Source organism: Mycobacterium sp. OTB74 (assembly GCF_029892685.1).
GTDB lineage: Bacteria > Actinomycetota > Actinomycetes > Mycobacteriales > Mycobacteriaceae > Mycobacterium.
In genome coordinates, this window is sequence record NZ_JARXVD010000003.1 from 72886 (window position 1) to 85192 (window position 12307).

Here is a 12307-nt window from a genome sequence, read left to right on the forward strand (position 1 = left end):
GGACCGGCTCGGTAGCCTTCTCCCGTGGCCCTCTACCGCAAATACCGACCGGCAAGTTTCGCTGAGGTAGTCGGGCAGGAACATGTCACCGAACCGCTGTGCAACGCGCTGGAATCAGGCCGGATCAACCATGCCTACCTGTTCTCAGGGCCGCGTGGCTGCGGCAAGACGTCGTCGGCCCGCATCCTGGCCCGCTCGCTGAACTGCGAGCAGGGACCGACCGCCAATCCGTGCGGGCAGTGCCACTCCTGCGTGGCGCTGGCGCCCAACGGGCCGGGCAACATCGACGTCGTCGAGCTCGACGCGGCCAGCCACGGTGGTGTGGACGACACCCGCGAACTGCGCGACCGAGCGTTTTACGCACCGGCCCAGTCGCGGTACCGCATCTTCATCATCGACGAAGCGCACATGGTCACCAACGCCGGTTTCAACGCGCTGCTCAAGATCGTCGAGGAGCCGCCGGAGCACCTGATCTTCGTATTCGCCACCACCGAGCCGGAGAAGGTGCTGCCGACCATCCGCTCGCGCACCCACCACTATCCGTTCCGGCTGCTGCCGCCCAAGACCATGCGCGGGCTGCTGGAGAAGATCTGCGCGCAGGAAGACGTGCAGGTCGATGATGCGGTGTACCCCTTGGTCATTCGGGCCGGCGGCGGCTCGCCCCGCGACACCTTGTCGGTGCTCGATCAGCTGCTGGCCGGCGCCGAGCAGAACCGGGTGGTCTATCAGCGGGCGCTGTCGCTGCTGGGCGTCACCGACCTGGCGTTGATCGATCGGGCCGTCGACGCCCTGGCGGCCGGTGACGGGGCCGGGCTGTTCGGAGCGGTCGAATCGGTGATCGACGCCGGGCACGACCCGCGCAGGTTCGCCACCGACCTGTTGGAGCGCTTCCGGGATTTGATTGTGTTGCAAGTGGTTCCGGATGCCGCGACCCGCGGCGTGGTAGATGCCCCTGAAGACGTGCTAGAGCGCATGCGCGAGCAAGCGGCCCAGATCGGCACCGCGACGCTGACCCGTTATGCCGAGGTGGTGCATGCCGGCCTGGGGGAGATGCGCGGTGCGACGGCTCCGCGACTGCTGCTGGAAGTGGTGTGCGCGCGACTGCTGCTGCCGTCGGCCAGCGATACCGAAGCCGCGCTGCTGCAACGGATCGAGCGGATCGAGACCCGCATGAACGTCTCGGTCCCGGTGTCCGAGAGAGGAGCGGTGTCGCGCCCCGCTCCGGCGACCCCGGCGCCGGTCGCCGAGAGTCCTGCGCAGCCCGTAGCCGCGCCCACGGCGGCGAACCGCCAGTTTACTCGGAGAAGCCAAGCACCACAGCAGGTTTCACCTCCGGAACCGTCGGCGCCCGAACCTGAGCCGGTGCATCAGTCAGAGCCCCGCCCGGGTCCCGAACCGCCGGTGCAACGTGAAACCCCACCCGAGTCCGTGCGTCCGCCAGCCCCGCAGCCCGCTGCCGAGCCCGCAACTCCGGCCACGGCCATGGCCACACCGGGTGAACCCGACGCCGCCGCGGTACGCGCCATGTGGACGACGGTGCGCGAGAAGGTCCGGCTGCGCAGCCGGTCGCTGGAGGCCATGCTGATGGAGGCGACGGTCCGGGCCGTCGATAACGACACGCTGGTGTTGGCGCACCCGGCACCGCCGCTGGCCAAACGGCTCAGCGAGCAGCACAACACAGACGTCATCCGGGAAGCCCTCAAAGACGCGCTGGGCGTTAACTGGCGGGTGCGTTGCGACGCCGGTGCTGCCCCGGCGGGAGCGGCACCGTCAAGCGCTGCGCCTGCAGCGGCTCCGCGAGCCGCAGCCCCGACGCCCGAACAGCAGGCCGCTGTCGAGCGGGCTGAGGAAGAGGACATGCTCGCCGAGGCGGCTCACGACGCCGGTCAGAACGCGCCGCGCCGCGATCCGGAAGAAGTGGCGCTGGAGCTGCTGCGTAATGAGCTCGGCGCCAAGCCGATTGGCGAATAGCCTCTGCTCAGGCCGCCCACCATGGCCGCAACGGCAGACCGCGGTCGGACCCGTGGCTGTCCAGCTTGACCGCTAGAACCTGGTGCAGCTGAACCACATTGGTCTCGAAGCCAAGCCGGGACCCGGCCATGTACATGCCCCACACCTTCGCGGTGGCCAGCCCGACCTCGGCGACCGCGTCGTCCCAGTGCGCCACGAGGTTGGCGCACCAGTCGCGCAGGGTCAGCGCGTAGTGATGACGCAAGTTCTCCTCGTGCAGCACCTCCAACCCGCAGTCCTGCACCGCGGTGATGATCCGGCCGGAGCCGGTGAGCTCGCCGTCCGGGAACACGTAGCGGTCGATGAATCCGCCGATGGGTGTCGAACGGTTGTCGGGCCTGGTGATGCAGTGGTTGAGCAGCAACCCGCCGGTGCGCAGCCGGTCGCGCAGGAAGCTGAAGTATGCCGGGTAGTTGGCTATGCCGATGTGCTCGGTCAGGCCGATGGAGGACACCGCATCGAAACCGCCTGCGCGCACGTCGCGGTAGTCGCCGTGGCGCACCTCGGCCAGTTCGGTGAGACCCTCGTCTGCGATGGCGCGCTGTGCCCAGGTCGCCTGTTCGTGCGACAGGGTCACACCCGTCGCACGAACCCCGCGGCGGGCGGCATACCGGACCATGCCACCCCAGCCGCAGCCGACGTCGAGTAACCGGTCCCCGGGCTGCAGCCGCAGCTTGTCGAACACCAGCCGGTACTTGTTCTCCTGGGCTTCCTCAAGCGTGGCGTCCGGCCGGGGATAGCACGCACAGGTGTACGTCATCGACGGGCCGAGCGTCTTCTCGTAGAACGCGTTCGAAACGTCGTAGTGGTGGTGGATGGCCTCGGCGTCCCGGGTCCTGCTGTGCCGCAGGCCCTCAGCCACTCGGCGCCACTTGGGCAGCGCCTCCTGCGGTGGCGGCGCGATCGGGACCAGATGCTCAAACCCGATGGACCGCACGATGTTTGCCAGTACCCGGGCCGGCGGCCGCTTGAACGACGTCTTGTCGGAGAACGCCTTGAGTAGCTCGTACGGATCGCCCGGGTGCACCCCTAGTGCTTCGAGATCACCGGAGACGTAGGCGCGCGCCAAGCCGAGATCGCCGGGCGAGGTGGCCAGGTAGGTGGTGCCGCGGGGGGTACGCAGGTCCAGTCCCAGGGTCGCGTCTTCGGGTCCGGACGAGCTGCCGTCGTACGCCCGGAATTTCAGTGGTAGTCGACCGTCGGCGAAACTCTCCAGCACCTGGGCCAAGGTCAGCTTGTCGGTATAGCTGCGTTCCTTGAAAGTTGTCATTGCCGTTGCACCGCCTTCGTATATAGGTCGAGTAGCCGTGAATCCGGGTCGTAAACCTCTTTGACGGTCCGATAGGCAGCGCCGCCGTAAAGTCGGTCGAATTCGGCTGCCGGGTAGAACGATTCGGAATAGAGCGATTTGTGGCCGTCGAGCTCGTCCACCTTCTGTTCGATGAGCCGGTTGGTCTGCCCGGGCTCGGCGCCGGCCGGAACAGATGACCAAAAGCCGACATTGACGTAGCTGCGGTGTGGCCGCAGCGGGTACAACGGCCACTCGGTGCTACCGCGTAACCGCAACGGGCACAACCAGATCGGCTCGATGGGGATATTCGCCAGAAACCAATCGACAAATTCGGTGACCCGCCCGATCGGGATCTCGACGTCCTGCACCACCGGCTCCTGCAGCGGCCGGCTCGGGGCGCGCAGGCGACGTGTTTCGATCCTATCGGCGATGCGGAAGCGCCGGTCCAGGCCGACCAGCTTCCAATAGACGCTGCTGCGCCGGTAGCGGCGTGGCCACAGTCGCCGGATGGACGGGTTCTGTGCACCGAATGCCCTTGAACACCAGAACCAGTCAGTGTCCCAACGCCAGAAGTAGTCGTGGATGGTCAGCCGGTCCTGCAGTTCGCCGCCGTCGTGCTGGATGGACCGGTAGAAGATGTGCTGCCCGGTGTAGTCGCTGACCGGACCGGGAGTCGCGGTTTTCACCCCTAGGCACAAGTAGCTCTCGTCGGGACTGAACACCACGCCGTCGAGGTAGTCGACGGGGGTGCCGCGATACCCACCGGTGTCGATGATCCGGTCCATCGCGTCGACCAGGTCGGCCACTCGGTGAAATCGCAGATGCCGCAGCTGCACGAACGGCAGTACCGGTTCCAGCTCGATCTGTAACCGCACCGAATAACCCAGCGTGCCATAGGAATTCGGGAACGCGTGGAACAGATCCGAGTGGTCGTTCGGTGTCGCGGTGATCAGCTCACCGGCTCCGGTGAGGATGTCCATCTCCCGCACGGACTCATGCGGAAGGCCGTTGCGGAACGAGGATGACTCGATGCCCAGTCCGGTGACCGCGCCGCCGAGCGTGATGGTCTTCAACTGCGGAACGACCAACGGCGCCAGGCCGAATGGCAGCGTCGCGGCCACCAGGGTCTCGTAAGTGCACATGCCCTGGACGTCGGCGGTGCGGTTTTGGGCGTCGATGCGCAGGACACCGTCGAGGCCGGAGACATCCAGTCCCTTCGCGCGGTGGCGGGTTCGCGGTCGGAACAGATTCGACGTCGGCTTGGCCAGGCGCACCGCGGCACCTGGTGGGATGCTGCGGTAACTGTCCAGGAGTTGCTGGACCGCCGCGGTATGGGCGGCCTGCTCGTCCCACGTGACTACGGCCACACCTATACGCTAGTTGCAGACTGCGGTCCTCGCGACCGCAACACACGGGGCCAGCCCTGCTGGGCAGCCCATTTCATCGTCACGTGAACAAGGAGTTTTATCTGATGGGACAGGTCAGCGCGACCAGCACCGTTTTGATCAACGCCGAACCGGAGAAGGTTCTGGCGGCAGTTGCCGATTACCAGACCGTGCGTCCGAAGATCCTCTCGTCCAACTACAGCGGGTACCAGGTGCTTGAAGGCGGCCACGGCGCCGGCACCGTCGCGACCTGGAAGCTGCAGGCCACCAAGAGTCGTTCGCGCGACGTCAAGGCCAGCGTTGATGTGGCCGGCCACAGTGTCATCGAGAAAGACGCCAACTCGTCCATGGTGACCACGTGGACCGTCGCGCCCGCCGGGACCGGTTCGACCGTCACCATGAAGACCGCGTGGCAGGGGGCCGGCGGCATCGGTGGCTTCTTCGAGAAGACGTTCGCGCCGATGGGTCTGCGCAAGATCCAGGACGAGGTGCTGGGCAACCTGAAGACTGCAGTCGAAGCCTGAGGTCCGTCGGCGCGCCAATGGCCTGGTGAAAGCCCGGTGATTCACCGGGCGACTAGGCTTGGGCGCAAGCCGATCGAATTCGATACTTCGTCGAGAGCAATAAGGGGATCGTCATGCAACCCGGTGGTCAGCCCGATATGTCCGCACTGCTTGCCCAGGCGCAGCAGATGCAGGCTCAGTTAATTCAGGCGCAGGACGCGCTGGCCGCCGCCGAGGTGATCGGTCAGGCCGGCGGTGGCCTGGTCAAGGTCACCATGATGGGAAGCGGCGAGATCACCGCGGTGACCATCGACCCGAAGGTTGTGGACCCTTCGGACGTCGAGACGCTGCAGGACTTGCTCGTCGGCGCCCTGGGTGACGCTGCCGAGCAGGTCACGCTGATGGCACAGCAGCGGCTGGGGCCGCTGGCCGGCGGCATGCAGGGCATGGGTCTGCCCGGGTTCTGAGGTGTTTGAAGGACCTGTCCAGGACTTGATCGACGAGCTGGGCAAGCTACCGGGCATTGGCCCGAAAAGCGCGCAGCGCATTGCTTTTCACCTGTTGTCGGTGGAGCCGCCGGACATTGATCGGCTGACCGCCGTGCTGAACCGGGTGCGCGACGGGGTCAAATTCTGCGTGGTGTGTGGCAACGTATCCGACGAGGACCGGTGCCGAATCTGCAGCGACCCGCGCCGTGACGGGACGTTGGTGTGTGTCGTGGAGGAACCCAAGGACGTCCAGGCCGTCGAGCGGACCCGGGAGTTCCGTGGGCGATACCACGTGTTGGGCGGGGCACTTGATCCGCTGTCCGGCATTGGGCCCGAGCAATTGCGAATTCGCGAGCTGCTCAACAGGATTGGTGAGCGGGTTGATGGCGTGGATATCGTCGAGGTGATCATCGCGACTGACCCCAACACCGAGGGCGAGGCCACCGCCACTTATCTGGTGCGGATGCTGCGGGACATCCCCGGGCTGACGGTAACGCGTATTGCTTCGGGTCTGCCGATGGGTGGCGACTTGGAATTCGCCGACGAGCTGACGTTGGGCCGGGCGTTGGCCGGCCGCCGCCCGCTCTGATTTTCCCGCGCTGGTCAGGCCGTTACCGTCAGTTCGACGCGGCCGTCGGTTCCGACTGTTTCGCGTTCGGTCAGGGCAGTGTTCTTCGCGACCAGTCGTACCCGGTCTGCCCTGAATAGGTCTTCTGAGTATTCGAAAGGCTGACCGTCGGCATCGGAGGTGACGCGTGTCATCGCCAGAAGTGGAGTGCGCGTGGGGATTTCTAGCCAGGCAGCTTCGCGGGGATTGGCGCTGACAACCTCGATACTCTCGATCGATGACGAGGGCACGAGTTGATACCGGACGGCCAGGATTTCGTATATGGATCCGCCCAGGGGTTGTTCCAGCAGGTCTGGAACCCGGTCGGCCGGGAAATGTGCGCAATCGACCGACAGCGGGAAGCTGTCGGCGTACCGCAGGCGCCGGACCACGACCAGCTGGGTATCGGGTTTGACGCCCAGGCGCTGCGCCTCGATGGCGGAAGCGCCGCGCAGTGCCGTGGACAGCACCCTGCTGCGGGTGGTCGAGTGTCCGCCTTGCTTGAGGCGGTTCGGCAGCCCTGACAGCTCGGCGACGTTGCGTTCGACCAAGCCAGTTTTGATGAAGGTGCCGCCCGCGCGTCCACTCCGCCGTTCGAGGATTCCCGCGCGGCTCAGTGGGACCAGAGCGCTGCGCAACGTGGCACGGGATACCGCGAATTGCTCAGCCATCTCACGTTCGGATCCGAGGCGGTCGCCGGGCCGAAGGGTCGGACGATCTTCCGCCGAAATAGACCAAATGGCCGCTCTTACTCGAACTTTGCGGCGCGTTTGTCCGTTTAGGCGGGAGGTTAGACGCGGCGGGGGGCGGCGAGGCGCTCGCGGCGCAGTTGGTCTACTTCGGGTAGCTCCAGGGGTGGCAGCTCGCCGACCACCTGGGACAGCAGATAGTCGGCCAACTCCGGGTTACGGGCCAGGCAGCAGCCGTGCAGATATGTCGCCACCACGCCGCCTTGCACCACGCCGTCGTAGCCGGAGCCGTCGCGGTTGCCCGCACCCTTTTCCACCCGGGCCAGCGGCCGAGCGGCCGGACCGAGATCGGTTCCACCGCGGTGGTTTTCGAATCCGGTCAGTTTCTGGGTCAAACCCTCGATCAGCGGCACCGAAGCCACCTCGCCAATGGTCCGCTCGGGTTGCGGCGAAGTGGTCACGTCAAGCAGCCCGACGCCATCGACTCGCTCGCCCGAAGACGTCTCATACCAGTGCCCGAGCACCTGGATTGCCGCGCAGATGGCCAGTACCGGCGCACCGCGTGAAACCGCTTGTTGCAGACCGGGATAACGAATGAGGTGCTTGGTGGCCAGCCGCTGGGCGTAGTCCTCGGCGCCGCCGAGGGTATACAGGTCCAGCGAATCGGGTACCGGGTCGTTCAGGGTGATGTCGACTATCTCGGCATCAATGCCGCGGAGTCGCAACCGTTCTCGCAGCACCACCGCGTTGCCGCTGTCGCCGTAGGTGCCCATGACGTCGGGGAGCACCAGGCCGATACGCACCGTCATCTTGCTCCTCGCGTCCGCACGGTCATGCGAGTTCCCGACTCAACTGCAGAAACGCGGTGTAATTGGCGATCACCTCGACATGCCCGGGCGGGCAGGACTTGATGGCCGCGAGGGTGTCGTGCACCAGGGTGTGCTCCACCCCCGCATACCCAAGGCGCACGGCCAGGTCGGTGCCGCGTTCACCAGCCGACACCACCGGGGCTCCGAAACCCACGAAATGCTCGAAGTTCACGTCCCACAGCCAGGACAGATCCTCACCGTCGGGTACCTGACCGTTCACCGAAATGACAGCTCCCGCAACGTCGGTCGAGACCATCGACAGCGCCTCCTGCCAACCGGCCGGGTTCTTGGCCAGCAGCACACGAACGGTGTGCTCACCCACCTGTACCGTGCGATAGCGGCCCGCGACCTCGTCGACCGTCGACACCGCGGCCACCGCAGCCATGGGTGAAGCCCCCAGCGCGACCGCCGCTGCTACGGCCTGGGTGGCGTTGCCACGATTGACGGCGCCGGGCAACGCCAGCGTCATGGGCGCCGAAAAACCTTCCGGCCCATAGATATTCGTTTCATCGAACCACCATTGCGGGGTGGGCCGCTGGAAATCTGTTCCGGTCGAGTACCAGTGGCCCTCTTCGCGGACGATCACCTCACCGCTGCGCGGACAGCTCACCGAGTCGCCGGACCAACTGCCACCGGCGGCCACCCACACCACATGGGGGCTGTCGTAGGCCGCAGAGGTCATCAGGACGTCGTCGCAGTTGGCCACCACCACGGTTTTGGGATGGCGGGCGAGCCCGGCGCGCAGAGTTCGCTCGATCACGTTGATCTCGCCGACCCGGTCGAGCTGATCGCGGGACAGGTTCAGCAGCACGATGACCGCGGGATCGACCGCATCTGACACATGCGGCACATGCATCTCGTCGACTTCCAGCGCTGCCAATCCGGCAGACCGCGAGCCCGCCAGCGCGGCGATCAGCCCGGCGTCCATGTTGGCGCCCTCGCTGTTGGTCGCGACATCTCCGACGGTGGCCAGAGCCGCGGCTGTCATCCGGGTGGTGGTGGACTTGCCGTTGGTACCGGTGACGACGACGGTGCGTCGGCCGGTGCCGAGCTGGCCGAGGATCGTAGGGTCCAGCTTCATGGCCACGAGCCCGCCGATCATGGCGCCGGCACCGCGGCCGGTGAGGCGCGAAGCCCAGCGGGCGGCGGCACCTGCGCCCAGCGCGACGCGTCCTCGTGCGGTGATCACCCCGGAAGTGTATTGGGACCGAACTGCGACGGCGACACGCAGCAGCGCCAGCCCAGAATGTCACAGTGCCGTGCCATCCTTGCCAGCATGGGCGAAACCGACGTCGGCTGGGGGCGCCCGGCCAGCTCGCCGGGCGCGGGCTGGGCCGTGGTGGATGTCGAGACATCTGGATTCGACCCCAGGCAGGCACGCGTGGTCAGCGTCGCCGCGCTGGCGCTGGGCGACGACGGGAACGTCGAGCGCTCGTTCAGCAGCCTGCTCAACCCGGGTGTGGACCCAGGTCCGACGCACGTACATGGCCTGACTGCCGAGATGTTGGCTGATCAACCGACATTTGGTGAGGTCGTCGAAGAGCTCGACGAGGTACTGGCCGGACGGACGTTGGTCGCGCACAATGTGGGCTTCGACTATGCGTTCCTGGCCGCCGAATGCGAACGGGTCGGCACGGTGCTGCCCGTCGACTCGGTGATGTGCACCGTTGAGCTGGCCCGTCGGCTGGACCTGGGCACCGAGAACCTGCGGCTGGAAACCCTGGCCGGGTACTACGGCGTCACCCAGATCAACCCACACGATGCACTGGACGACGCCATGGTGCTGGCGCAGATTCTCAAGCCGGCGCTGGCCGCGGCCCGGGAGCGCACGCGCTGGCTGCCGGTCCGCTCGACGGGCCGCAAACGCTGGCCCAACGGCACCATCACCCATGACGAGTTGCGCCCGCTGAAGGTGCTGGCATCGCGGATGCTGTGTAGTTACGTCAACCCCGGACGGTTCCTGCCGGGACAGCCGTTGGTGCAGGGTATGCGCGTGGCGCTGTCGGCGGAGACCAGGCGCAGCCACGAGGAAGTCATCGAGCGCATTCTGCACGCGGGGCTGTCTTACGCGGACTGTGTCGACGCACAGACGTCACTGGTGATCTGCAATGACCCGGCACCCGCACAGGGCAAGGGCTACCAGGCGCGCGAGCTTGGGGTGCCGCTGGTTGCCGACGAGCAATTCATGACGCTGCTGGGCCAAGTGGTCGGTGGTTCTGACGTCGAGGAGTTTGTCGACAGCGACCCGGCCGGCGATCAGTTCACTCTGTTCTGACCGGCGGCGGGGCCGCGACCTTGCGGCTGAAGGTGCCGTGGAACCCGATGGGCAGATGGTGCTCCAGGTGTGCGGTGGCCAGCGGCCCGTCTTCGATGGTGCGGGCATCGAAGACGACCAGCTGAGAACGGTGGCTCGGCAGATCGTGATTGAGCACAAGCAACCAACCGTCGTCTTCCGCCGCGGTACGGGACTTGGGCACGAACAGCGGTTCGCCGGTCTGGGCGAGACCGAAATCGAACGTGGTCTGGGCGCCGGTGCGATGGTCGATCTTGGTCACGGCGTTGTAGTGACCGACGTCCTCGGTGGCTGCCGCGGCGTAGGTCACGTTGTGCTCTCGGGTGGAGCGACGCCAGTCGTATTGCGGGAATTCCATTGGCGCCGTTGCTGATAGCACTCTCTCGGTGATCCGTCCGGACTTGCTGATCCGGAACCGGGACAGGTGCCCGCGGGGCCATTCGTCGATGGTCAGGTGGGCGCGGGGATCGGTGGGCTCCGCGGGTTCCTGCCACGCCTTGCCAAGCTTGCGGAAGATGTCCGAATCCTCGAACCGGAAGAACTCCACCACGGTGTCCGGGCCGTCCTCGAAGGCATTGGTGACGTGGACGTGCGTCAGCGCTTCGTGCTCGATGACGCGCGGCTTGGAGCCGTCGCGGGGGATCAGGGCGAAGCGCGTCGACCCGTTGCGGGCCTGGTAATCGAGAGCCTGTGCCAGAGATCGGGTGCGCAGCAGTGTAGGGACATTCGGCCGCAGCGGGTCCAGCACGAACACCAGATGCCTTGGGGTGAGGGCGAAGTCGTGGTTCCACACCACGTCCCACAACCGCAGCGAGCTGATCTGGTGGCATCGTCCGGTTCGGTCGATCTTGAAGCAGCGCAGCCGGGGCGTGGGGAGCAGGTCGAGGCCGAAGTTGAACACCTCGCCGGTGTGCGGATCCCACTTGGGATGGGCGGAGAACGCGCCGAGGTAGCCCAGGCGGTCACCGTCAAAATACTTGTACCCCAAGGTGTCCAGAGAATCGGGGTCGATCTTGTAGGGCGCGCCGCCCTCCCACATGGCGAGCAGTTCGCCGCAGATGGTGGCCATATTGGTGTTGCCGGTATTGGCCGGCGGCAGAAGATTCCCGCGCAGGGTCGGCGCGTTGGTGGTGATTCCGCGCTGGGACATGACGTCGCCGCCGCGGTACTGCCGGGTGCGCACGTAGCGGTTGGTGAATCGGACGGACTGCCCGTCGAGAATGAACCGGGACACCATGCCGTCGCCATCGAACATGGTCTTCAGCACGGTGTCGCCGACATCGAACTTGCCGGGTCCGATGCGGAACAGCGTCCCGGTGAGGTCAGGTGGCAGGGTGCCGTCGATGCGGCGGACCTGGTAGTCGAACTCGTCGTACAGCGACGCGAACGGACGGCCGTGCAGTTCCTTCAGCGTCGGTTCTGCGGGCACAATGGCTGTCATACAACCCCCATCTGAGGACGGATGTCCTCAGTTTTAATCCGCGGCTGGGCGATGTCAAGGGAGGAACTGCATCAGGTGGCCGACGACGCGAACAATCAAGTGGCCGAACGCAAGTACTCCGGCAGGTCGGCCGAGCAACGACGGGCGTCCCGGCGCCGGTTGTTGCTGGATGCGGCCGAGGAACTGTGGCGCGAAGGCGGACTCTCGGCGCTGAGCGTCCGGGCGATCGCGGCCCGGGCCAAGCTGACCGACCGCTACTTCTACGAGCAGTTCGCCGGTCTCGGCGCTCTGATCGGCGCGGTCATTGACGACGTGCTCGAGGGCCCGTTCGCCGCGATGTTCGACGGCGGGGCTGCACCCGAGTCGGCAAGTGTGCAGACCCGAATGGCACTGGGGTTGGCCGCTTTCGTCGAGCACGCCGAAAGCGACCCGTTGGCGGTCCGGATCTTCCTGACCGACGCCCGGCACATCGAGTCCGTCTCCGAACACATCCGGGTGGCGCAGCACCGGGTGGCCGCCGCGATCCTGGCAGTGTTGCAACCCGACCGCGATGCCGATCCCGAAAGCTTCGACGCGGCGCTGTTCTGCGTCGGAGGAGTGGCCGCGCTGATCAACGAACGGTCATTGGACACAGCGAAAGCTGTTACCGCACAAGACTTTGCGGCGCAGGCTGTGACCTGGTGCGCCCGGGTTCTGCGAGTTGCTGAGGAACCGGGCGCGCCAGGCTGACG

Annotated in this window: 12 protein-coding genes; 6 read left to right on the top strand and 6 right to left on the bottom strand. The window is 66.2% G+C overall.

Annotated elements, in window-relative coordinates; translation table 11 throughout:
• The first annotated feature begins 24 nt into the window (after positions 1-24).
• The gene (locus M2432_RS05880; protein WP_280825837.1) at positions 25-1971 is read left to right on the top strand and encodes a DNA polymerase III subunits gamma/tau; all 1947 of its coding nucleotides are present in this window, start codon (positions 25-27) and stop codon (positions 1969-1971) included.
• A gap of 7 nt (positions 1972-1978) precedes the next feature.
• Here M2432_RS05880 and M2432_RS05885 read toward each other — a convergent pair whose 3' ends face one another.
• On the bottom strand, positions 1979-3280 hold the full coding sequence (locus M2432_RS05885) for a class I SAM-dependent methyltransferase (protein ID WP_280825838.1): 1302 nt from the start codon (positions 3278-3280) through the stop codon (positions 1979-1981).
• A complete protein-coding gene (locus M2432_RS05890) occupies positions 3277-4668 on the bottom strand; it encodes an FAD-binding oxidoreductase (RefSeq protein ID WP_280825839.1) in 1392 nt (463 codons plus the stop codon). Before M2432_RS05890 ends, M2432_RS05885 begins: the two co-directional genes overlap by 4 nt.
• 104 nt (positions 4669-4772) lie before the next feature.
• Between M2432_RS05890 and M2432_RS05895 the strand changes: the two genes are divergently transcribed.
• The 3 genes from M2432_RS05895 to recR all read left to right on the top strand — a co-directional run bounded on the left by M2432_RS05895 (position 4773) and on the right by recR (position 6266).
• Positions 4773-5210 carry an SRPBCC family protein gene (locus tag M2432_RS05895; RefSeq protein WP_280826157.1) on the top strand — a complete coding sequence of 146 codons (438 nt, stop codon included), beginning with the start codon at positions 4773-4775 and terminating at the stop codon, positions 5208-5210.
• 113 nt (positions 5211-5323) lie between these two features.
• Positions 5324-5656, top strand: coding sequence for a YbaB/EbfC family nucleoid-associated protein (locus M2432_RS05900; RefSeq protein ID WP_280825840.1), 333 nt, complete (start codon positions 5324-5326; stop codon positions 5654-5656).
• A gap of 1 nt (position 5657) precedes the next feature.
• A complete protein-coding gene (recR, locus tag M2432_RS05905) occupies positions 5658-6266 on the top strand; it encodes a recombination mediator RecR (RefSeq protein WP_280825841.1) in 609 nt (202 codons plus the stop codon).
• Positions 6267-6280: 14 nt separating this feature from the next.
• On the opposite strand, the gene M2432_RS05910 is transcribed toward recR, so the two are convergent.
• From M2432_RS05910 to M2432_RS05920, 3 genes are read right to left on the bottom strand one after another with little or no spacing between them, the layout of a single operon-like run.
• Complete coding sequence (locus M2432_RS05910; RefSeq protein ID WP_280826158.1) at positions 6281-7024, bottom strand: GntR family transcriptional regulator; 744 nt, start codon at positions 7022-7024, stop codon at positions 6281-6283.
• 50 nt (positions 7025-7074) lie between these two features.
• Positions 7075-7782 (bottom strand): glutamine amidotransferase, encoded by a 708-nt coding sequence (locus M2432_RS05915; RefSeq protein WP_280825842.1) that lies wholly within the window; start codon positions 7780-7782, stop codon positions 7075-7077.
• A 22-nt stretch (positions 7783-7804) separates the two neighbouring features.
• Entirely contained in the window at positions 7805-9031 is a 1227-nt protein-coding gene (locus M2432_RS05920; protein ID WP_280825843.1) for a Mur ligase family protein, read from the bottom strand.
• An 87-nt stretch (positions 9032-9118) separates the two neighbouring features.
• Here M2432_RS05920 and M2432_RS05925 point away from each other — a divergent pair, with 87 nt between their 5' ends.
• The gene (locus M2432_RS05925; RefSeq protein ID WP_280825844.1) at positions 9119-10117 is read left to right on the top strand and encodes a DEDDh family exonuclease; all 999 of its coding nucleotides are present in this window, start codon (positions 9119-9121) and stop codon (positions 10115-10117) included.
• On the opposite strand, the gene M2432_RS05930 is transcribed toward M2432_RS05925, so the two are convergent.
• A complete protein-coding gene (locus M2432_RS05930) occupies positions 10104-11576 on the bottom strand; it encodes a carotenoid oxygenase family protein (RefSeq protein ID WP_280825845.1) in 1473 nt (490 codons plus the stop codon). The genes M2432_RS05925 and M2432_RS05930 overlap by 14 nt on opposite strands.
• 21 nt (positions 11577-11597) lie before the next feature.
• Here M2432_RS05930 and M2432_RS05935 point away from each other — a divergent pair, with 21 nt between their 5' ends.
• Complete coding sequence (locus tag M2432_RS05935) at positions 11598-12305, top strand: TetR/AcrR family transcriptional regulator (RefSeq protein WP_280825846.1); 708 nt, start codon at positions 11598-11600, stop codon at positions 12303-12305.
• The last annotated feature ends 2 nt before the right edge of the window (positions 12306-12307 follow it).